Origin of the sequence: Streptomyces sp. RK62, from assembly GCF_018070255.1 — a bacterium.
GTDB lineage: Bacteria > Actinomycetota > Actinomycetes > Streptomycetales > Streptomycetaceae > Streptomyces > Streptomyces nigra.
Genome location: NZ_JAGPYD010000008.1, coordinates 76,572 through 97,844 on the forward strand (window position 1 = coordinate 76,572; position 21,273 = coordinate 97,844).

Genomic DNA, 21,273 nt, shown 5'->3' on the forward strand with positions numbered 1-21,273 from the left:
CCCTTAGCGTCTGTTACGCCAGGTAACACTTGAACCTTGTTCAGCTTTTCGATGTCTTCACAATCCTCAGGTACGCAGCGGGGGGCGCCGATGTTCACGCGCGCGCCCTCCTATAGCCCGTCGCTCCGTGCTCCGGCGCTGCGGTACCCTGACGCCATGCGTGCCGTACGCCTTCTGCTTAGCGAGCCGCGCTGATCACTCCCGACCACCGGGCGATTCGGATGGTCGGCATCGGCGCGGCGTCCCCTCCTGTGCGAGGGGATTTTTCGTTTTTCGACAATCGCAGCCGCGGGCAGAGACGATCGATGGAGCTTTGAGGATCATGAGCGAGACGAACCCCGCTGCCGCCGCCGAGGTGGCCGCGCCGCACCGCTACACGGCTGCCCTGGCGGCCGACATCGAGGCACGCTGGCAGGACTTCTGGGACGCCGAGGGCACGTACGCGGCTCCCAACCCCAAGGGCGACCTGGCGGGCGACCCCGAGCTGGTCGCCCGGCCCAAGAAGTTCATCATGGACATGTTCCCGTACCCGTCGGGCGCGGGCCTGCACGTTGGTCACCCCCTGGGCTACATCGCCACCGACGTCTTCGCCCGCTTCCAGCGCATGACCGGGCACAACGTCCTGCACACCCTGGGCTTCGACGCCTTCGGCCTGCCCGCCGAGCAGTACGCGGTGCAGACGGGCACGCACCCGCGTGTCTCCACCGAGGCCAACATCAAGAACATGCAGATCCAGCTGCGCCGGCTGGGCCTGGGCCACGACAAGCGCCGGTCGTTCGCCACGATCGACCCGGACTACTACAAGTGGACCCAGTGGATCTTCCTGCAGATCTTCAACTCCTGGTACGACGACGACGCGCAGAAGGCCCGGCCGATCTCCGAGCTGGTCGCCGAGTTCGAGTCCGGTGAGCGGCCCGTACCCGGCCACACGCGCGCGTGGAGCGAGCTGAGCGCCGCCGAGCGCGCCGACGTCCTGGGCGAGTACCGGCTGGCCTACGCCTCCGACGCGCCGGTCAACTGGTGCCCCGGGCTGGGCACCGTGCTGGCCAACGAGGAGGTCACCGCCGACGGCCGCTCCGAGCGCGGCAACTTCCCCGTCTTCAAGGCCAAGCTGCGCCAGTGGAACATGCGCATCACCGCCTACGCCGACCGGCTGCTGGACGACCTGGACGCCCTGGACTGGCCCGAGGCCATCAAGCTGCAGCAGCGCAACTGGATCGGCCGCTCCGAGGGCGCCCGCGTCGACTTCCCGATCGACGGCGAGAACATCACCGTCTTCACCACGCGCCCCGACACCCTGTTCGGCGCCACCTACATGGTGCTGGCGCCAGAGCACCCGCTGGTCGAGAAGTTCACCCCGGACGCCTGGCCCGAGGGCACCCACGAGGTGTGGACCGGCGGCCACGCCACCCCCGCCGAGGCCGTCGCCGCCTACCGCGCGCAGGCCGCCTCCAAGTCCGACGTCGAGCGCCAGGCCGAGGCCAAGGACAAGACCGGCGTCTTCACCGGCTCGTACGCGACCAACCCGGTCAACGGCGAGAAGGTCCCCGTCTTCATCGCCGACTACGTCCTGATGGGCTACGGCACCGGCGCGATCATGGCCGTCCCGGCCCACGACTCGCGCGACTTCGCGTTCGCGCGCGCCTTCGAGCTGCCCGTCGTCTGCGTGGTCGAGCCCACCGACGGCCGCGGCACCGACCCGGCGACGTGGGACGACGCCTTCGTCTCCTACGACGCGAAGATCGTCAACTCCTCCGGCGAGGGCGTCTCCCTGGACGGGCTGGGCGTCGTCGAGGCCAAGGCGCGCATCACCGAGTGGCTGGAGCGCGAGGGCCGCGGCGAGGGCACCGTCAACTTCCGGCTGCGCGACTGGCTGTTCAGCCGCCAGCGCTACTGGGGCGAGCCCTTCCCGATCGTCTACGACGAGGACGGCATCGCCCACCCGCTGCCCGAGTCGATGCTGCCGCTGGAGCTGCCCGAGGTCGAGGACTACAGCCCGCGCACCTTCGACCCGGACGACGCCGACACCCAGCCCGAGACGCCGCTGTCGCGCAACGAGGACTGGGTCAACGTCACCCTGGACCTGGGCGACGGCCCCAAGCGCTACCGGCGCGAGACCAACACCATGCCCAACTGGGCGGGTTCCTGCTGGTACGAGCTGCGCTACCTGGACCCGCACAACTCCGAGAAGCTGGTCGACCCCGAGATCGAGCAGTACTGGATGGGCCCGCGCGAGGGCATGCCGCACGGCGGTGTCGACCTGTACGTCGGCGGCGCCGAGCACGCCGTGCTGCACCTGCTGTACGCCCGCTTCTGGTCCAAGGTCCTGTACGACCTGGGGCACGTCTCGTCGGCCGAGCCGTTCCACAAGCTGTTCAACCAGGGCATGATCCAGGCCTACGTCTACCGCGACAGCCGGGGCATCGCCGTGCCGGCCGCCGAGGTCGAGGAGCGCGACGGCACCTACTGGTACCAGGGCGAGCAGGTCACCCGGCTGCTGGGCAAGATGGGCAAGTCCCTGAAGAACGCCGTCACTCCGGACGAGATCTGCGCCGAGTACGGCGCCGACACCCTGCGCCTGTACGAGATGGCGATGGGCCCGCTGGACGTGTCCCGGCCGTGGGACACGCGCGCGGTCGTCGGCCAGTTCCGGCTGCTGCAGCGCCTGTGGCGCAACGTCGTCGACGAGACCACCGGCGAGGTGACCGTCGTCGACGCCGAGCCCGACGAGGAGACGCTGCGCGCCCTGCACAAGGCGATCGACGGCGTGCGCGGGGACCTGGAGAACATGCGGTTCAACACCGCCATCGCCAAGGTCACCGAGCTGAACAACCACCTGACCAAGTCCGGCGGCGCGGTCTCCCGCTCCGTCGCCGAGTCCCTGGTGCTGATGGTCGCGCCGCTGGCCCCGCACATCGCCGAGGAGCTGTGGCGCAGGCTGGGCCACGAGGACTCCGTCGTGCACCGGGACTTCCCGGTCGCCGACCCGGCGTACCTGGTGGACGAGACCGTCACCTGCGTCGTCCAGATCAAGGGCAAGGTCAAGGCCCGCCTGGAGGTCTCGCCCTCGATCTCCGAGGACGACCTGGAGAAGACCGCGCTGGCCGACGAGAAGGTCGTCGCCGCGCTGGGCGGGGCCGGCATCCGCAAGGTCATCGTGCGGGCGCCGAAGCTGGTGAACATCGTTCCGGCGTAGGCGCCGATGCGGCGGCCGGTCGAGGTGATCTTGCCTCGGCGGTCCCGCAGCCGGGTTCAGGGTGATCCCCTACGGGCAGGTTCGGGGTTCCGTCGGAACTACGGGCCTGCCCGTTGCGTTTACCGTGGAGAGGCGGCCTGGCGCAGGTCGCGCCAGGCAGGAGGAGGAGCCCGTGGCAGAAGTGATCGCAGTCATCGCCCTGCTCTTCGTGCTCTTCGTCGCGCTCGGCGTGTTCGCCACCGTCAAGGTGGTGGGCGCCGCCAAGCGCAGCGCCGACAAGCACATCACCCAGGCCCGCCGCACCGTCGAGGACCACACCCTCAAGGCCAAGGCGCTCGGCCGCCCCGGCCCGGCCGGCGAGGTCGCCCAGCTCCGCCTCACGCTGCGCACCTCCATGCGGGCCACCCAGGAGGCGCTGGAGGCCCTCGCCGTCGAGGACGGGTCCGTCAAGGAGTCCCTCGCCCTCTTCCAGCGGCTCAGCGCCCACGGCCATGAACTGGACGCCGAGCTGCGCCGCCTGGAGTCCGAGCCGGACCGCGCCACCCTCGCCGCACGCCTGCCCGACCTGCGCGAACGCACCGAGCGCATCGCGCACTCCGCCGACTCGCTGCGCTGGGCCGCCCGCGACCGCGCCCGCCGCTTCGCCGACGACGACCTGGACTCCCTGAGCACCCAGATCGACATGGAGGCCGGCGCCCTGCGGCACTGGCAGACCGCCGAGTCCGAGTCGTCTCCCACGGCATCCTCCGCGCCCTCCGCCGCCAGGGCAGCCTCCGAGCCCGCGCGGGCCGCCGAGGCCCCCGAGCGCCCCGCGCCGCCGCCGTGGCCCGAGGCCCCCGCCACCGAGCCCGGTACGGCACCCGAGCAGACCTGGCCGGACACGCCCCGGACCCGGCAGGCCGAGGAGCCGACCAGGCCCGCGATCAGCCCGGCGGCACCCCGTCCCACCTATCCCTGGCAGAAGAAACCCCGCCCGGAGAGCACGACTTGAGCCCCCGCGGCACGATCCGTTCCGGTCACGACGGCACCGGCTGAGCGGGGTCGGGCTGCCGCCCGGGCACTACGCCAGGTAACCTCCAGCTCATGTCCCGCCATGTCGCGATCGTCACCGATTCAACGGCCTACCTGCCGCTCCGGACGATGCAGCGCCACGGCATCACAGCGGTCCCCCTGACCGTGGTCCTCGGCGACCAGGCGCTCCTCGAGGGCACCGAGATCTCGACCCGTTCCCTCGCGCAGGCGTTGCAGAAGCGACGCCCCGTCACCACCTCGCGGCCCAGCCCGCAGGTCTTCGCCGAGCACTACCGCAAGGTCGCCGAGTCCGGCGCCACGGGCATCGTGTCCCTCCACCTTTCCGCCGAACTCTCCGGCACCTACGACGCAGCGGTCCTCGCCGCGCGCGAGGCACCGGTGCCGGTACGGGTCGTGGACACCGGGATGGTCGCCATGGCCCTCGGGTTCAGCGCGCTCGCCGCCGCCGAGACGGCCGAGGCCGGCGGCACGGTGGACGAGGCCGTCACCGCCGCGGAGAAGCGGGCCGGGGGCACCGCCGCCTACTTCTACGTCGACACGCTCGAATACCTGCGCCGTGGCGGCCGGATCGGCGCCGCGCAGGCGCTGCTGGGCTCCGCGCTCGCGGTGAAGCCCCTACTGCAGCTGGACGGGGGCCGGATCGACCTCCTGGAGAAGGTGCGGACGGCGTCGAAGGCGATCGCCCGGCTGGAGGAGATCGCGGCCGAGCGGGCGGGCGGCGCACAGGTCGACATCGCGGTCCACCATCTCGCGGCATCCGAACGTGCGTCGGCGCTCGCGGACCGGTTGCGCACGCGGGTGCCCGGGCTGGCCGATCTGCATGTCAGTGAGGTGGGGGCGGTGATCGGGGCGCATACCGGGCCCGGGTTGCTGGGGGTTGTGGTTTCGCCTCGGTGACCCCGGGGGCGGCATCGCGCGGGTCGCGGGTCGTCGCGCGGGTCGTCATCCGCGTTGTCACTCGTTGGGGTGGCGTGGTTTTCCACAAGTGGGCCGTGGTCCACGGAAATTGGGCATGATCATCGCGAATGCGACGGGTGCCGGATGCTCGTCGCATGGCACTTCGATCACGCACATCCACATCTCCGAGGGTTCGCTCCACGAGGGTCACCAGCGGCCCGGGACGCGGACCCGCCTCCGACGGCCGGGCACGCCATCGGCGGGGCACGCACAGCGACGGCCGAGGCAGGACGGGGCAGCGGCGGGCCTCGGCCGAGGAACTGCGCCGCCGGGCGGAGCTGATCTTCGCCGAACGGGGCGGGGACTGGCGGGAGTCGGGGAACGGCCCGCCAGGAGTCGCCGAGACAGTCGTCCAGCCACTCGTTCAGCCAGTTGTCGAGACGGAGCCGGCTCGGCGTCCGGATCCCGTCGCACGGGGGCTGCGCGGGTGGCTCGGGCCGGCGTTGCGGGAGCGGCTGCCGGTGTGGGTGCAGGCGCGGTGCGGTCTGGAGCGGCGCAGTGTGATCGCGCTCGTCGCCGTGCTCGCCCTCGCCGCCGCCCTGGCGGTTCAGCACTTCTGGGCCGGGCGTGTGCAGCCCGTACGGGCGCCCGACGTGGTGCGCGCGGTCGCCTCCCACGGCGACGGAGCGCGTGGCGGGGCGGCCGAGCCCGGCGCCATGGCGTCCGCCGGGCCGGGTGCCGCGGGCTCGCCCGGTGCCGAGATCGTGGTCGACGTGGGCGGCAAGGTCCGTGAACCGGGTGTCCATCGGTTGCCCGCCGGATCGCGGGTCGCCGACGCCCTGCACGCGGCCGGCGGGGTACGGCCCGGCGCGGACACCGACGGACTGAACCAGGCCCGCTTCCTGGTGGACGGCGAGCAGGTCATCGTCGGTGCCCCGCCCGGCGCCGCCGGACCGGCCCCGGCCCCGGCCGCCGGAACGGGCGGAGTGTCCGGTCCCGGGGGCACGCCCACCGCCCCGGTGTCGCTCAACACGGCCACGCTGGAACAGCTCGACACCCTGCCGGGTGTGGGACCGGTGCTGGCGCAGCACATCATCGACCACCGCACCCGGCACGGCGGCTTCCGCTCGGTGGACGAACTACGCGACGTCAACGGCATCGGCGACCGCCGCTTCGCCGACCTGCGGAATCTCGTACGGCCATGAGGGAGGAGGGGGAGGGGTACGACGACCGGCGGGACGAGGGGCGGCGCGGCACCCGCGCCGCCGTGCACGCCGCGTCCGGCGGGCGGCTCGGGGCGGCGCATCCGCGACAGGAGGGCCCGACGGATCTACGGCTGGTGCCGCCCGCGCTGGCCGCCTGGGCGACCTCGGCGGTGATGCTGGACGCCGCACCGGCGTGGGTGACCGGTACGGCGGTCGGGTGCCTGGTCCTGGCCGGCGTGCTGATGACCCTGCGGGTGGGCCGGGTGGGCCGGGCGCGCCGGGTGCCCGGAGCGATGACGGGCGGCAGATCCGGGTGGCCTGCCGTCACCGCCGCGGCCGTCCTGGTCTGTGTGGCGGCGGCCGCCGTCTCGGCCGGGCTGCACGGGGCGGACCTGCGGCGCGGGCCGCTGCCGGCGCTCGCCGAGCGGTACGCCACGGTCATCGCCGAGGCGGAGATCACCTCGGACCCCCGGCTCGTCCGGCCCCGGGTGAGAGGCCCGGCACCGGCGCCGACCGCCGTGCTGCTCGAGGCGGACGTACGGCGCGTGGAGACGCGGGACGGCGCGACCGTGGTGACGCGGACTCCGGTGCTGATGGTGGTCGACGTCGAGAGACGGCGCTCTTCTTCTTCCGCCTCTTCCGCCTTCTCCGCCGGGGACCGGCCGTCGCCGTGGCTCGCCCTGCTGCCCTCGACGCGGGTGAGGGTGACGGCCCGTGTGATGCCGCCCGCGGACGGTGGGGACATCGCGGCGGTGCTGCGGGTGCGGGACCCAGAGGTGCCGGAGGTGGTGGGGGAGCCGTCGGCGGCGCAGCGGCTGGCGGGGCGGTTGCGTGCCGGGCTGCGGGAGGCGAGCGACGGGCTGGCCCCGGACGCCCGGGCGTTGCTGCCCGGGCTGGTCGTCGGTGACACCGCGCGGATCACCCCGGAGCTGGACGAGGCGTTCAAGGAGACCGATCTGGCACACACGCTGGCGGTGTCGGGGAGCAACCTCACGATCATCCTCGTCCTGCTCGTCGGCCCGCCAGGGCTCGCCCAGCGCGTGGAGCGGCGTGGGCTCGCGCCGCGCCTCGGTATCTCGCTGCGGACGACCGCGCTGCTCGGCGGGGCGCTCACCCTCGGATTCGTCATCGTGTGCCGGCCCGATCCGAGCGTCCTGCGGGCGGCGGCCTGCGGGGCGGTGGCACTGCTCGCCCTGGCGACAGGGCGCCGCCGCTCGCTGATCCCGGCGCTGGCGACGGCCGTGCTGCTGCTGGTGCTGTACGACCCGTGGCTGTCCCGCAGCTATGGCTTTCTGCTCTCCGTCCTGGCCACCGGGGCGCTGCTCACCCTGGCGCCCCGGTGGAGCGCGGCGCTGCGTGCACGCCGGGTTCCGCCGCGGCTCGCCGAGGCGCTGGCCGCCGCTGCCGCCGCGCAGGCGCTGTGCGCACCGGTGGTGGCGGTGCTGTCGGCCCGGGTGAGCCTGGTGGCGGTGCCCTGCAATCTGCTCGTGGAGTTCGCGATCGCTCCGGCCACGGTGCTGGGGTTCGCCGCGCTGGCGACGGCACCCTGGGCGATGCCGGTGGCGAAGGCGCTGGCCTGGTGCGCGGGATGGCCCGCCGGGTGGATCGCGGACGTCGCCCGGACCGGCGCCGCGTTACCGGGCGCGGGCGTGGACTGGCCGGGCAGCTGGACCGGGGCCGCGCTGCTCGCGCTCGCCACGGTGGCCCTGCTGCTCGCCGGGCGGCGACTGCTGCGGCACCCCTGGTGGTGCGGGGCGTGCGGGGTGCTGCTTCTGCTGGCCGTCGTGCAGCCGCCGCCGTTGACGCGGGTGGTGACGGGGTGGCCGCCGCCGGGGTGGCGGTTCGCGATGTGCGACGTCGGGCAGGGCGACGCGACGGTGCTCGCGGCGGGCGCGGGGACGGGAGTGGTCGTGGACGCGGGACCCGACCCGGTGCTGGTCGACCGGTGCCTGCGCACCCTCGGCATCACGAGGATCCCCCTGGTCGTCCTGACGCACTTCCACGCCGACCATGTGGCGGGCCTGCCCGGCGTCCTGAGAGGCCGGCAGGTCGGCGCCATCGAGACGACGGCGTACCAGGAGCCGTCGGATCAGGCGGAGTTCGTGCGGCGGGAGGCGGCCGCGCGGGGCGTTCCGGTGACGCGGGCCGCTGCCGGGGAGGAGCGCCGCACCGGCCGCCTGAGCTGGCGCGTGGTGTGGCCGCCGGCCGATCCCGCGGTGCTGCCGGAAGGGCCGAACGACGCGAGTGTCGCCCTGCTCGTCCGCTCGGCGGGCCTGCGGCTCCTGCTCCTCGGTGACCTCGAACCACCGGCACAGCGCGCCCTGTTGAGTTCACCGGCAGGTCCGCTGCTGGCCGGGGTGGACGTGCTGAAGGTCGCGCATCACGGCTCGGCCTACCAGGACCCCGGGCTCCTGAGCCGGGCGGCACCCCGGCTCGCGCTCATCTCGGCGGGCGCGGACAACACGTATGGGCATCCGGCACCCGGCACGGTCGCGGCGCTGCGGGCGATGGGTGCGGTGGTGCTGAGCACGGACCGGGACGGGGCGCTGGCGGTGACCGGGGAGGGTGCGGAGCTGGGCGTGGCGGGAGACTGAGGGCATGGATTCCGTGGAGATCGATGCCTACCTGAGCCGACTGGGAGCCGAGCGTCCGGCCCGGCCCACCGCCGACGCCCTGCGCGAGCTGCATCTGCGCCATCTGCGCACCGTGCCCTTCGAGAACCTGTCGATCCACCTCGGCGAGGAGATCGTCCTGGAGGAGAAGCGGCTGGTGGACAAGGTGGTGGGGGCGGGACGCGGCGGGTTCTGCTACGAACTGAACGGCGCTTTCGGGGCGTTGCTCGGCGCGCTCGGCTTCGAGGTGACGCTGCTCGCGGCGCGCGTGCACGGCAACGAGGGGAGACTCGGCATCCCTTACGACCACATGGCACTGGAGGTCCGGACGGCGGACGGGGGCGCCTGGCTGGCGGACGTGGGCTTCGGGGCGCACAGCCATCACCCGCTGGCGCTCGGCGACCGGGAGGAGCAGGTGGATCCGGCGGGGGTGTTCCGGATCGTCGAGGCCGGGCCGGACGCGGCGGGGGTGCGCGGCGGCCAGGAGGCGGACCTGGACGTGGTCATGGACGGCAGGCCCGAGTACCGGCTGGAGCGGCGGCCCCGGGTGCTCGCGGACTTCGTGTCCGGCGCGTGGTGGCACAGCACCTCGCCCGCCTCGCACTTCACGCAGTCGCTGGTGTGCTCGCGGGTCACCGGGGAGGGAGGGCGGATCACGCTCAGCGGCCGTACGTTCAAGGAGACGGCGGCCGACGGGACCCGTACGGAGCGGGAGCTGGGCACGGACGAGGAGGTACTGGGGGTGTACCGGGACCGGTTCGGTATCGCGCTGGACCGGGTGCCGACGGTCCGGGCACCGGGCGGGAACGGGTGAGGGGCCGGCGGCACAAGCGCTGCCGCGGCCCCCGGCACCCGCGCACCCCCGCACCCCCGGCTCCCGGCCTTCGCCCCGTGTCCGAGAATTGCCCCGTGAGCGATGTGAGACATGTGCTGGTGCTGCCCGACCGTGACGCGGCCGAGGAGGCGGCGGAGGCGCTGCGGGAGCGGTTCGGCGTCGACGAGGAGCCGCACCTGGTGCGGGACGCCCTCGCGGGCGAGGACGACGCCGAGGACGCGCAGTGGCTGCTGGTGCTGCGCGACGAGAAGGAGCGCCTCGACCCCGCGGAGCTCGACGCGTTCGCGGGGGAGTGGGAGGGCTGGCGCGAGGAGCCGTAGCCGCCGGGAAGTCTTCCGGCAGCGGCAGCGGCAGCGGCAGCGGCAGCGGCAGCGGTACGGCAGCGGCACGGCACCGGCCGGCGTTGTCGTACCCGCGTGCCATGCTGTACGCGATGGCCAGGAAGACTGCGAACGACGATCCCCTCGCCCCCGTGACCCTCGCCGTGGGTCAGGAGGAGCTGCTGCTCGACCGTGCCGTGCGGGAGGTGGTGGTCGCCGCGCGGGCCGCCGACGCCGACACGGACGTACGGGACCTCACCGCGGACCAGGTGCAGCCGGGCACGCTGGCGGAGCTGACCAGCCCGTCGCTGTTCGCCGAGCGCAAGGTCGTCGTCGTGCGGAACGCGCAGGACCTGTCGGCGGACACCATCAAGGACGTGACGGCGTATCTCTCCTCCCCGGCCGAGGAGATCACGCTGGTGCTGTTGCACGCCGGTGGCGTCAAGGGCAAGAAGCTGCTCGACGCCGCCCGTAAGGCGGGGGCGCGTGAGGTGGCGTGCCCGAAGATGACCAAGCCGGCGGACCGGCTGGCGTTCGTCCGGCAGGAGTTCCGGGCGACCGGCAGATCCGCGACGCCCGAGGCCTGCCAGGCCCTGGTCGACGCCATCGGCAGTGATCTGCGGGAGCTGGCGTCCGCTGTGACCCAGCTGGTCGCGGATGTCGAGGGCACCATCGACGAGGCCGTGGTCGGGCGCTACTACACGGGCCGGGCCGAGGCGTCGAGCTTCACCGTCGCCGACCGGGCCGTGGAGGGCCGGGCGGCGGAGGCGCTGGAGGCGCTGCGGTGGTCGCTGGCGACCGGTGTCGCCCCCGTCCTGATCACCAGTGCGCTGGCACAGGGCGTGCGGGCCATCGGCAAGCTGTCCTCGGCCCGCGGGGGCCGGCCCGCCGATCTGGCCCGGGAGCTGGGGATGCCGCCCTGGAAGATCGACCGGGTGCGCCAGCAGATGCGGGGCTGGACGCCCGACGGTGTCGCGGTCGCGCTGCGGGCCGTCGCCGAGGCCGACGCCGGGGTGAAGGGCGGCGGGGACGACCCGGAGTACGCCCTGGAGAAGGCGGTCGTGACGATCGCCCGCGCCGCCCGCTCCCGCGGCCGCGCCTGACGCCCGCCCGCGCCGCCCGCTCCCGCGGCCGATCCTGACGCCCGTCACCCACCCACCCCCCGGCCCCTGATCCGAACGACAGGCATCCCCAGGGCGAGGAGAATCGGACATATCAGCTGTTGTCGCCGGACGGCGAAAGGTGGCGATCACGATGGCTGAGCACCCGCACGCCGCACTCGTGTGAAAGGGGTACACGGCGTTCCAGAACGGGGACATGGACACCCTGCGCTCCCTGATGACCGGGGACTGCACACACCACGTCCCCGGTACGCATCCGCTGTCGGGGGACCACAAGGGGATCGACGCGATTCTCAGCGGCTACTACGGCCGGCTCCAGGCGGAGACGGGCGGCTCGTTCCGCGTGGAGCTGCGGAATGTGTTCGTCGACGGGCGTGGGCATGCCGTCTCCGTGCACCACTTCACCGCCGACCGGGGCGACAAGCACATCGAAGAGGACGGCGGCATCGTCTTCCGGGTCGTCGGGGACAAGATCACCGATCTCGACGAGTGCGTCGCGGACCTCGACACGGCCGACGAATTCTGGAGCTGACCCGCCCCGAGAGCGTGCCGAAAACCGATTCTGGAGCTGACCCGCCCCGAGGGCATGCCGAAGCCGACTCTGGCGCTGCCCGCGCCCAGGGGCATGCCGAAGGCCCCGGCACCCGCCCTGGGGAAGGGTGGGCGCCGGGGCCTTCGGGTTCAAGCTGCTGGATCCGCACCCGCGTGGCGAACGCAGGCCGCGTGCGGATCCGGGGGTGCCGGACGGGAGCGGATGAGAGAGGGCCCGCTCGAGTCCCTCCGGCGGTCAGATCAGAAAGGTGTCAGCCCTTGAGGGTCGCGACCTTCGAAGCAAGCGCCGACTTCTTGTTGGCGGCCTGGTTCTTGTGGATGACGCCCTTGGAGACGGCCTTGTCGAGCTGACGCGCGGCAGCGCGCTGGTACTCGGTGGCCTTCTCGACGTCACCCGCGGCAGCGGCCTCGCGGGCCTTGCGGATCGCGGTCTTGAGGGAGGACTTGACGGCCTTGTTGCGCAGCCGGGCCTTCTCGTTGGTCTTGATCCGCTTGATCTGGGACTTGATGTTCGCCACGAATGAGCCTTTTCAGGTTCAGGCACGGGCCTGGGGCCTCCCGAAGCGGAGACCGGTCCCGTACCAGGTGATTTCTTGAAGGTGTGCCTCGCGCTGAGAGGGCATGAGACACAGCCACCCAGACTACCAGTGGGCCGAAGAATGGCCCAAACCCGCTCCAGGTCGCCGCCCATGGGACCATGGAACCTACGTATCGATCCGACCCGAGGCATAAGGCGCCTCAAGAGACAGGACCCTGCGTGCCCGCGACCCCTAACAATGTGCCCGAGCCGAGCCGTACCGCCCCGGCTCTGATCCGCAATTTCTGCATCATCGCGCACATCGACCACGGCAAGTCCACGCTCGCCGACCGGATGCTCCAGCTGACCGGTGTGGTCGAGCAGCGGCAGATGCGTGCTCAGTACCTCGACCGGATGGACATCGAGCGCGAGCGCGGCATCACGATCAAGTCCCAGGCGGTGCGGCTGCCGTGGGCTCCCACCCACGACCCCGGCAACACGCACATCCTCAACATGATCGACACCCCGGGGCACGTCGACTTCACCTACGAGGTCTCGCGGTCGCTCGCCGCCTGCGAGGGGACCATCCTCCTCGTCGACGCCGCCCAGGGCATCGAGGCCCAGACCCTCGCCAACCTCTACCTGGCGATGGAGAACGACCTCACGATCATCCCCGTGCTGAACAAGATCGACCTGCCGGCCGCGCAGCCCGAGAAGTTCGCCGAGGAGCTCGCCAACCTGGTCGGCTGCGACCCGAGCGACGTGCTCAAGGTGTCCGCGAAGACCGGGCTCGGCGTCGACGCGCTGCTCGACAAGGTCGTGGCCGAGGTGCCCGCCCCGGTGGGCGTCGCGGACGCCCCCGCCCGCGCGATGATCTTCGACTCGGTCTACGACTCCTACCGCGGTGTCGTGACGTACGTCCGTGTCATCGACGGCCAGCTCAACAAGCGTGAGCGCATCAAGATGATGTCGACCGGCGCCACCCACGAGCTGCTGGAGATCGGGACGAACTCGCCGGAGATGCTCCCGGCCGACGGCCTGGGCGTCGGTGAGGTGGGCTACCTCATCACCGGTGTGAAGGACGTCCGCCAGTCCAAGGTCGGTGACACCGTCACCAGCCAGCACAAGGGGGCCACGGAGGCGCTCGGGGGCTACAAGGACCCCAAGCCCATGGTCTTCTCCGGCCTGTACCCGCTGGACGGCTCCGACTACCCGGAGCTGCGCGAGGCCCTGGACAAGCTGCAGCTCAACGACGCCGCGCTGGTCTACGAACCGGAGACCTCCGCCGCCCTCGGCTTCGGTTTCCGCGTCGGCTTCCTCGGCCTGCTGCACCTGGACGTGATCCGGGAGCGACTGGAGCGCGAGTTCGGCCTCGACCTGATCGCGACCGCGCCGAACGTGGTCTACCGGGTCGTGATGGAGGACGGCAGCGAGCACACCGTCACCAACCCGAGCGAGTTCCCCGAGGGCAAGATCAACGAGGTGTACGAGCCGGTCGTGCGCGCCACGATCCTCGCGCCCACCGAGTTCATCGGCTCGATCATGGAGCTGTGCCAGACCCGGCGCGGCACCCTGCTCGGCATGGACTACCTCTCCGAGGACCGGGTGGAGATCCGCTACACCCTGCCGCTCGCGGAGATCGTCTTCGACTTCTTCGACCAGCTGAAGTCCAAGACCCGCGGCTACGCCTCGCTGGACTACGAACCCACGGGCGAGCAGACCTCCAGCCTGGTCAAGGTCGACATCCTGCTGCACGGCGACAAGGTGGACGCCTTCTCGGCGATCACCCACAAGGACGCCGCGTACGCGTACGGGGTGCGGCTCGTCGCCAAGCTGCGCGAGCTGATCCCGCGGCAGGCCTTCGAGGTGCCGATCCAGGCGGCCATCGGCTCCCGGGTGATCGCCCGCGAGACCATCCGCGCCATCCGCAAGGACGTCCTCGCCAAGTGCTACGGCGGTGACATCTCCCGGAAGCGCAAGCTGCTGGAGAAGCAGAAGGAAGGCAAGAAGCGGATGAAGATGGTGGGTTCCGTGGAGGTTCCCCAGGAAGCCTTCATCGCCGTCCTGAGCAGCGATGACAGCGCGGGGTCGGGCAAGGGCAAGAAGTAACCACGGGTAACACTCCGTGACCCGGCAAATCGCCGCATGAAGGGTCCGTCGTGCGAAAGCACGGCGGGCCCTTTTGTGTGCGCGTCGTGCCCGTTCGGAGGAAGTGACAGGGCGCAGGCTCTTACGCAGGGGGCCGTCGACCTTTAACCTGATCCCTGCTCGATAGTTACTCGCGAGTTAAACAAGCGCGAGTGGAACGTGGAACCAGCCGCACCGTCGCGGGCCCCCGGAGGATGTCGTGAGCGACACACAGACACTGATCGAGAACCGTCCGCCGAGCGTGGCGACCCTCTTCCTGGAGCGCGTGGCCGCCACGCCGGATGCCGAGGCGTACCGCTATCCCACTCCGCCCGCGTCGGGGGAGGGCCCCGACGACTGGAAGTCGCTGACCTGGGCGCAGGCCGCCGAGCGGGTGCACGCCATCGCCGCCGGGCTCATCGAGCTGGGGGTCCAGCCCGAGCAGCGCGTGGCTCTCGCCTCCTCCACCCGGATCGAGTGGATCCTCGCCGACCTGGGCATCATGTGCGCCGGCGCGGCCACGACCACCGTCTATCCGCAGACCAACGCCGAGGAGTCGGCGTTCATCCTCGCGGACTCCGAGAGCCGGGTGCTGATCGCCGAGGACGCGGCGCAGGTCGCCAAGGCGCGCGAGAAGCGCACCGAGCTGCCGCAGCTCCTCCAGGTCGTGGTCGTCGACCCGGCCGGCGTCGAGACCGACGACTGGGTGATCGCCCTCTCCGAGCTGGAAGCGCGCGGCGCCGCCCGGCTGGAGAAGGAGCCCGGGCTGATCAAGCAGCGGGTCGGCGCGATCACCAAGGACCAGCTCGCCACCCTCATCTACACCTCCGGCACCACCGGCCGCCCCAAGGGTGTGCGCCTGCCGCACGACAACTGGTCGTACATGGCCAAGGCGATCGCGGCGACCGGTCTGGTCAGCGGGGACGACGTGCAGTACCTGTGGCTGCCGCTCGCCCACGTCTTCGGCAAGGTGCTCACCTCCGGCCAGATCGAGGTCGGCCATGTCACCGCCGTCGACGGCCGGGTCGACAAGATCATCGAGAACCTGCCGATCGTGCAGCCGACCTACATGGCCGCCGTGCCGCGCATCTTCGAGAAGGTCTACAACGGCGTCGCCGCCAAGGCGAAGGCCGGCGGGGGCGCCAAGTACAAGATCTTCCAGTGGGCCGCGGGCGTCGCCCGCGAGTACGCCAAGGTCACCCAGGACAACTTCCGGCGCACCGGCACCGCGACCGCCCCGGCCGGACTGCGCACCAAGCACGCCGTCGCCGACAAGCTCGTCTACGCCAAGATCCGCGAGGCGTTCGGCGGCAACCTGCGCGCCTGCGTCTCCGGCTCGGCCGCCCTCGCGCCCGAGATCGGCTACTTCTTCTCCGGCGCCGGCATCCACATCCTGGAGGGCTACGGCCTCACCGAGTCGTCCGCCGCGTCCTTCGTGAACCCGGGCGAGGCGTACCGCACCGGCACGGTCGGCAAGCCGCTGCCCGGCACCGAGGTCCGTATCGCCGAGGACGGCGAGATCCTGCTGCGCGGCCCCGGCATCATGCAGGGCTACCACGGGCTGCCCGAGAAGACCGCCGAGGTGCTGGAGGCCGACGGCTGGTTCCACACCGGTGACATCGGCGAGCTGTCCCCGGACGGCTATCTGCGCATCACCGACCGCAAGAAGGACCTCATCAAGACGTCCGGCGGCAAGTACATCGCGCCCGCCGAGGTCGAGGGCCAGTTCAAGGCGGTCTGCCCGTACGTCTCGAACATCCTCGTGCACGGCGCCGACCGGAACTTCTGCACCGCGCTGATCGCGCTGGACGAGGTCGCCCTCCAGCCGTGGGCCGAGGAGAACGGGCTGGCCGGCAAGTCGTACGCCGAGATCGTGGCCGCACCGGAGACGGTCGCCATGGTCGACGCCTATGTGCAGCAGCTCAACGCCGGGCTGCAGAAGTGGCAGACGATCAAGAAGTTCCGGCTGCTGCCGCGCGACCTCGACGTCGAGCACGGCGAGATCACCCCGAGCCTCAAGCTCAAGCGGCCCGTCGTGGAGCGCGAGTACAAGGACCTCATCGAGGAGATGTACGCGGGCACGCGGGAGGCCTGACCTCTCCGGCGGGGGACCGCACGGCGCCCGTCAGGTGCCGTGCGGTCCGGTGGCCAGCTCCCGCAGCTCCCGGACCCGGTCGCGCAGCGTCGCGGTGTCCGGGGGGTCCTGCCGGTCCAATTCCCGCTCCAGGGCGTCCAGGCGTATGAGGAACTCGGTGCCCCGCGGCGGCCTGCGCGCCAGCAGCCGGGCCAGCTGCTCGTTCTTGCGGTGCAGCTCCAGGAACACGCTGACCTTGGCGCGCAGCACCCACGGGTCGAACGGCTTCGTCACATAGTCGGCGGCCCCCGTGGCGTACCCGCGGAACGCGAAGCCCGGCTCGTCGTCCGCGCCGGTCAGGAAGATGATCGGGACGTCCTTGGTCTGGTCGAGCCGCTTGATGTTCGCGGCGGTCTCGAAGCCGTCCATGCCCGGCATCCGCACATCGAGCAGCACCAGCGCGAACCGCTGCCGCAGCAGCGCCTTCATCGCCTCCTCACCCGACCGCGCCCGGACGAGAGGCTCGTTGAGGGACCCGAGCACGGCCTCCAGGGCGATCAGGTTGTCCTCCATGTCGTCGACCAGAAGGATGCCGGCACGCTCGTCGGCCGTTGCCTCAGCGATCATGGGAAAAAGCCTCATTCGGTGATGGTGGACGGGACCTCTTCGGGGTCCAGGAGGTCGCAGACGACGGTGAGCAGCTGGTCCACGTCCACCGGTTTCGGTACGTAGTCGTTGGCGCCCCGCGCGATGGACTTCTCCCGGTCGCCGGGCATCGCCTTCGCGGTCAGGGCGACGATCGGCAGGTCCGCCCAGCGCGGGGTGCGGCGGATGGCGGAGATCGTCTCGTAGCCGTCCATCTCCGGCATCATGATGTCCATCAGGACCAGCTCGACGTCCGGTGCGCGCTCCAGCGTCTCGATGCCCTCACGGCCGTTCTCCGCGTACAAGACCGGCATCCCGACCCGGCCGAGGACATGGGTGAGCGCGAAGACGTTGCGGATGTCGTCGTCGACGATCAGCACCCTGCGCCCCGGCAGCACCCGGCCCGGGCGCCCGGTCTGCCAGGACTCCAGCTTGGCCGGTGCCGGCCAGGAGTCGTCCGGTTCGTGGAGCGCCGCGAACGGCTCCGCCGACAGCTGCTGCGGCACCGGTGGCAGCCGCTGCTCGCCCAGCGCGCCGGTCATGGAGTGTCCGGGGCTGACGACCGGCACGTACAGGGTGAACGTGGAGCCGCTCCCCGGTTCGCTCTCGGCGACGATACGGCCGCCCAGCAGGCCCGCGATCTCGCGGCTGATGGACAGACCGAGCCCCGTGCCGCCGTACTTGCGGTTGGTGGTGCCGTCGGCCTGCTGGAACGCCTCGAAGATCACCGGCAGCTTCTCCGGCGCGATGCCGATGCCGGTGTCCGTCACCGCGAACGCGATGATCTCCTCGCTCTCGGCGTCGGGATCGCGTACCCGGCCGACCCGCAGCTCCACCTTGCCGGACGCGGTGAACTTGATCGCGTTGGACAGCAGGTTGCGCAGGATCTGCTGGAGGCGCTGCTCGTCGGAGTACATCTCGCGCGGCACGTCCTCGCCGACCCGCACCTCGAAGGCGAGCCCCCGGTCCAGGGTGAGCGGGCGGAACGTGGCGTGGACGTAGTCCAGCAGCTTGATCAGCGGCAGCCGCTTCGGGCGTACGTCCATCCGGCCCGCCTCGATCTTCGACAGGTCCAGGATGTCGTTGATCAGCTGGAGCAGGTCCGAGCCGGAGCGGTGGATCGTCGTGGCGAACTGCACCTCCTGGTCGGACAGCCGCCCGTCCGGGTTGTCGGAGAGCAGCCGGGCGAGGATCAGCAGCGAGTTCAGCGGGGTGCGCAGCTCGTGCGACATGTTCGCCAGGAACTCCGACTTGTACTGCGAGCTGGTCGCGAGCAGGGCCGCCTTCTCCTCCAGTTCGGCGTTGGAGCGCTGGAGCTCCGCCTGCTGCATCTGGAGTTCGTCCGAGCGCTCCTGGAGCTGCCGGGCCAGGCGCTGAGACTCGCCGAGCAGCGACTCCGTACGGGAGTTGGCGATGATCGTGTTGATGGCGACCGCGATGGTGTTCACGAACTGGTCGAAGAACGCCAGGTGCACATCGGAGAAGCGGGAGAACGACGCCAGCTCGATCACCCCGAGGAGCTTGTCCTCGAACAGGATCGGGATGATGACGACGCTGGTGGGGGCGGCCTCGCCGAGCCCGCTCGCGATCCTGATGTAGTCCGGCGGGGCCTCCTCGACCAGGATCCGCTTCTTCTCCCGCGCCGCCTGCCGGACCAGCCCGTGCACCGGCAGACCGCCGGTCTCGAGCGTGGTGCCCTGAGCGGAGCCGTAGCCGGCGATGAACGCGAGCCCCTTGCCTGGCACGGTGGTGGGCAGCGCGGCGTCCTCCTCGTCCGGGTCGGCCAGGAAGAACGCCCCGTACTGGGCGTTGACCAGCGGCGTCAGCTCGCGCAGCAGCAGATCGGCGACCTCCATCAGATCGCGGTGGCCCTGCATCAGCGCGGCGAGCCGGGCCAGGTTGGACTCCAGCCAGTCCTTGGCGCGGGTCGTCTCGCGCAGGTTGGCCACCATCAGGTTGATGTTGTCCTTCAGCTCGGCGACCTCGCCGCGCGCCTCGACCGTGATCGAGCGGGACATGTCGCCCTGGGCGACGGCGGAGGCCACCTCGGCGATCGCGCGGACCTGTGTGGTGAGGTTCGAGGCGAGCTCGTTGACGTTGGTCGTCAGGCGCTTCCAGGTGCCGTACACGCCCTCCACCCGGGCCTGCCCGCCGAGCTGTCCGGCCGAGCCGACCTCGCGGGCCACCCGGGTGACCTCGGAGGAGAAGGAGGAGAGGGTGTCGACCATCGTGTTGATGGCGGTCTTCAGCTCCAGGATCTCGCCGCGCGCGTCGACGTCGATCTTCTTCGACAGGTCACCGTTGGCGACGGCGGTGGTGACCTGGGCGATGTTGCGGACCTGCGAGGTCAGGTTGTCCGCCATGGAGTTGACGTTGTCGGTGAGGTCCTTCCAGACCCCGGAGACCCCCAGCACCTGCGCCCGGCCGCCGAGCCGGCCGTCGGTGCCGACCTCGCGGGCGACCCGCGTCACCTCGTCGGCGAAGGCGCGCAGCTGCTGCACCATCGTGTTGACGGTGTCCTTGAGTTCGAGGATCTCGCCGCGCGCGTCGACCGTGATCTTCTTCGAGAGATCGCCGTTGGCTACGGCCGTCGTCACCTGGGCGATGTTGCGCACCTGTGAAGTGAGGTTCAGCGCCATGAAGTTGACATTGTCGGTGAGGTCCTTCCAGACGCCGGAGACGCCGCGGACCTGGGCCTGACCACCGAGGTTGCCCTCCGTGCCGACTTCGCGGGCGACGCGGGTGACCTCGTCGGCGAAGGCGGAGAGCTGGTCGACCATGGTGTTGATGGTCGACTTCAGCTCCAGGATCTCGCCCTTCGCCTCCACGGTGATCTTCTTGCCCAGGTCGCCCTGGGCGACGGCGGTGGACACCAGCGCGATGTTGCGGACCTGCGAGGTCAGGTTGTCCGCCATGAAGTTGACGTTGTCGGTGAGGTCCTTCCAGACCCCGGAGACGCCGCGGACCTGGGCCCGGCCGCCGAGGTTGCCCTCGGTGCCGACCTCGCGGGCGACGCGGGTGACCTCATCGGCGAAGGCGGAGAGCTGGTCGACCATGGTGTTGATCGTCGACTTCAGCTCCAGGATCTCGCCCTTGGCGTCGACGGTGATCTTCTGACTGAGGTCGCCGTTGGCGACGGCGGTGGTGACCTGGGCGATGTTGCGGACCTGTGAAGTGAGGTTCGACGCCATGAAGTTGACGTTGTCGGTGAGGTCCTTCCAGACCCCGGACACGCCCCGGACCTGGGCCCGGCCGCCCAGCTGACCCTCGGTGCCGACCTCGCGGGCCACCCGGGTCACCTCGTCGGCGAACGCGGAGAGCTGCTCGACCATCGTGTTGACCGTCAGCTTCAGTTCCAGCAGCTCGCCGGTCGCCTCCACGGTGACCGTACGGGTCAGATCGCCGCGCGCCACCGCCGTCGTCACCAGGGCGATGTCCCGCACCTGGGCCGTCAGCCGGGACGCCATCGTGTTGACCGCCTCGGTGACGTCCCGCCAACTGCCCGATAATCGGCGCACCTTGGCGCGGCCGCCGAGCCGGCCCTCGGTGCCGACCTCGCGGGCCACCCGGGTCACCTCGCCGGTGAACAGGGAGAGCTGGTCGACCATCGTGTTCACGGCCCGGCCGAGGCGGCGCAGATCGCCACGCAACTGGCGGCTGCCGTCGTGCAGGTCGACGCGCTGGGTGAGGTCGCCGCCCGCCACCGCGTCGAGGACCCGGGTCGCGTTGGCGGCCGGTGCCACGAGGGCGTCCAGGACGACGTTGACGTCGTCGACGCGGGTCGTCCAGTCGCCCTGGCCCGGGCTCGCCGAGAGCCGCTCGTCGAGCCGGCCGTAGCGCACCAGCTCCCGTTTGACCCGCTGCATCTCCCCGTTGAAGTGGGTGCTGCGGTCCATGATCTGGTTGAAGACGGCGGTCAGTTCGGCCACCATGCCGTCCCCGGTCTCAGGGAGCCTGCGGAAGTCGCCGTCGCGCGCCGCGGTCATCGCGGCGAGCAGGGGGCGCAGCTCCGCCGCTCGAATTCGGCCGTCAATCGGTCCGTCTTCGAGCACAGGCGTAGCACGGTTCTCACTCATGGCGGCCCACTTCGGTAACTCGGTGCTTATGGGCGCGGCCAGTCTGTCACTCTGTCGGCGTCGT

At 71.2% G+C, this 21,273-nt stretch carries 13 protein-coding genes and 1 pseudogene; 11 read left to right on the forward strand and 3 right to left on the reverse strand.

All coding sequences use genetic code 11. The features are described from left to right. Positions 1 to 322: 322 nt before the first annotated feature. The 9 genes and pseudogenes from leuS (at position 323) to KBY32_RS16800 (ending at position 11,750) form a co-directional block, all read left to right on the forward strand. Positions 323 to 3,196 (forward strand): leucine--tRNA ligase, encoded by a 2,874-nt coding sequence (leuS, locus tag KBY32_RS16760; RefSeq protein ID WP_210980609.1) that lies wholly within the window; start codon positions 323 to 325, stop codon positions 3,194 to 3,196. Between the two features lie 172 nt (positions 3,197 to 3,368). Beyond that, positions 3,369 to 4,187, forward strand: coding sequence for a hypothetical protein (locus KBY32_RS16765; RefSeq protein ID WP_210980610.1), 819 nt, complete (start codon positions 3,369 to 3,371; stop codon positions 4,185 to 4,187). Between the two features lie 92 nt (positions 4,188 to 4,279). Further along, positions 4,280 to 5,125 carry a DegV family protein gene (locus KBY32_RS16770; protein WP_115508792.1) on the forward strand — a complete coding sequence of 282 codons (846 nt, stop codon included), beginning with the start codon at positions 4,280 to 4,282 and terminating at the stop codon, positions 5,123 to 5,125. A gap of 155 nt (positions 5,126 to 5,280) precedes the next feature. Then, a complete protein-coding gene (locus KBY32_RS16775; protein ID WP_210980611.1) occupies positions 5,281 to 6,330 on the forward strand; it encodes a ComEA family DNA-binding protein in 1,050 nt (349 codons plus the stop codon). Next, on the forward strand, positions 6,327 to 8,924 hold the full coding sequence (locus KBY32_RS16780; protein ID WP_210980612.1) for a ComEC/Rec2 family competence protein: 2,598 nt from the start codon (positions 6,327 to 6,329) through the stop codon (positions 8,922 to 8,924). Before KBY32_RS16775 ends, KBY32_RS16780 begins: the two co-directional genes overlap by 4 nt. Positions 8,925 to 8,928: 4 nt before the next feature. Then, on the forward strand, positions 8,929 to 9,756 hold the full coding sequence (locus KBY32_RS16785; protein ID WP_210980613.1) for an arylamine N-acetyltransferase: 828 nt from the start codon (positions 8,929 to 8,931) through the stop codon (positions 9,754 to 9,756). 95 nt (positions 9,757 to 9,851) lie between these two features. Next, positions 9,852 to 10,097, forward strand: a complete 246-nt coding sequence (locus KBY32_RS16790; protein WP_210980614.1) for a hypothetical protein — start codon at positions 9,852 to 9,854, stop codon at positions 10,095 to 10,097. Positions 10,098 to 10,210: 113 nt separating this feature from the next. After that, positions 10,211 to 11,200 carry a DNA polymerase III subunit delta gene (gene holA, locus KBY32_RS16795; protein ID WP_208645844.1) on the forward strand — a complete coding sequence of 330 codons (990 nt, stop codon included), beginning with the start codon at positions 10,211 to 10,213 and terminating at the stop codon, positions 11,198 to 11,200. Positions 11,201 to 11,351: 151 nt separating this feature from the next. Further along, positions 11,352 to 11,750, forward strand: a pseudogene (locus tag KBY32_RS16800) (nuclear transport factor 2 family protein). A gap of 271 nt (positions 11,751 to 12,021) precedes the next feature. Here the strand turns inward: KBY32_RS16800 and rpsT are convergent. Continuing rightward, positions 12,022 to 12,288, reverse strand: a complete 267-nt coding sequence (gene rpsT / locus KBY32_RS16805; RefSeq protein WP_053750780.1) for a 30S ribosomal protein S20 — start codon at positions 12,286 to 12,288, stop codon at positions 12,022 to 12,024. A 239-nt stretch (positions 12,289 to 12,527) separates the two neighbouring features. Between rpsT and lepA the strand changes: the two genes are divergently transcribed. Next, positions 12,528 to 14,396 (forward strand): translation elongation factor 4, encoded by a 1,869-nt coding sequence (gene lepA, locus KBY32_RS16810; RefSeq protein ID WP_055620903.1) that lies wholly within the window; start codon positions 12,528 to 12,530, stop codon positions 14,394 to 14,396. Positions 14,397 to 14,634: 238 nt separating this feature from the next. Continuing rightward, on the forward strand, positions 14,635 to 16,509 hold the full coding sequence (locus tag KBY32_RS16815; RefSeq protein ID WP_210980615.1) for a long-chain fatty acid--CoA ligase: 1,875 nt from the start codon (positions 14,635 to 14,637) through the stop codon (positions 16,507 to 16,509). A gap of 30 nt (positions 16,510 to 16,539) precedes the next feature. On the opposite strand, the gene KBY32_RS16820 is transcribed toward KBY32_RS16815, so the two are convergent. Together KBY32_RS16820 and KBY32_RS16825 are read right to left on the reverse strand one after the other, a co-directional pair. Next, a complete protein-coding gene (locus KBY32_RS16820; protein WP_115508786.1) occupies positions 16,540 to 17,115 on the reverse strand; it encodes a two-component system response regulator in 576 nt (191 codons plus the stop codon). An 11-nt stretch (positions 17,116 to 17,126) separates the two neighbouring features. Then, positions 17,127 to 21,209, reverse strand: a complete 4,083-nt coding sequence (locus KBY32_RS16825) for a HAMP domain-containing protein (RefSeq protein WP_210980616.1) — start codon at positions 21,207 to 21,209, stop codon at positions 17,127 to 17,129. Positions 21,210 to 21,273 lie beyond the last annotated feature (64 nt).

Coding starts and splice junctions, on each gene's coding strand:
- KBY32_RS16775 (WP_210980611.1), top strand. CDS start 5,281: ATGGCACTTCGATCACGCACATCCACATCTCCGAGGGTTCGCTCCACG.
- KBY32_RS16825 (WP_210980616.1), bottom strand. CDS start 21,209: ATGAGTGAGAACCGTGCTACGCCTGTGCTCGAAGACGGACCGATTGAC.
- KBY32_RS16780 (WP_210980612.1), top strand. CDS start 6,327: ATGAGGGAGGAGGGGGAGGGGTACGACGACCGGCGGGACGAGGGGCGG.
- holA (WP_208645844.1), top strand. CDS start 10,211: ATGGCCAGGAAGACTGCGAACGACGATCCCCTCGCCCCCGTGACCCTC.
- leuS (WP_210980609.1), top strand. CDS start 323: ATGAGCGAGACGAACCCCGCTGCCGCCGCCGAGGTGGCCGCGCCGCAC.
- KBY32_RS16820 (WP_115508786.1), bottom strand. CDS start 17,115: ATGATCGCTGAGGCAACGGCCGACGAGCGTGCCGGCATCCTTCTGGTC.
- KBY32_RS16785 (WP_210980613.1), top strand. CDS start 8,929: ATGGATTCCGTGGAGATCGATGCCTACCTGAGCCGACTGGGAGCCGAG.
- KBY32_RS16770 (WP_115508792.1), top strand. CDS start 4,280: ATGTCCCGCCATGTCGCGATCGTCACCGATTCAACGGCCTACCTGCCG.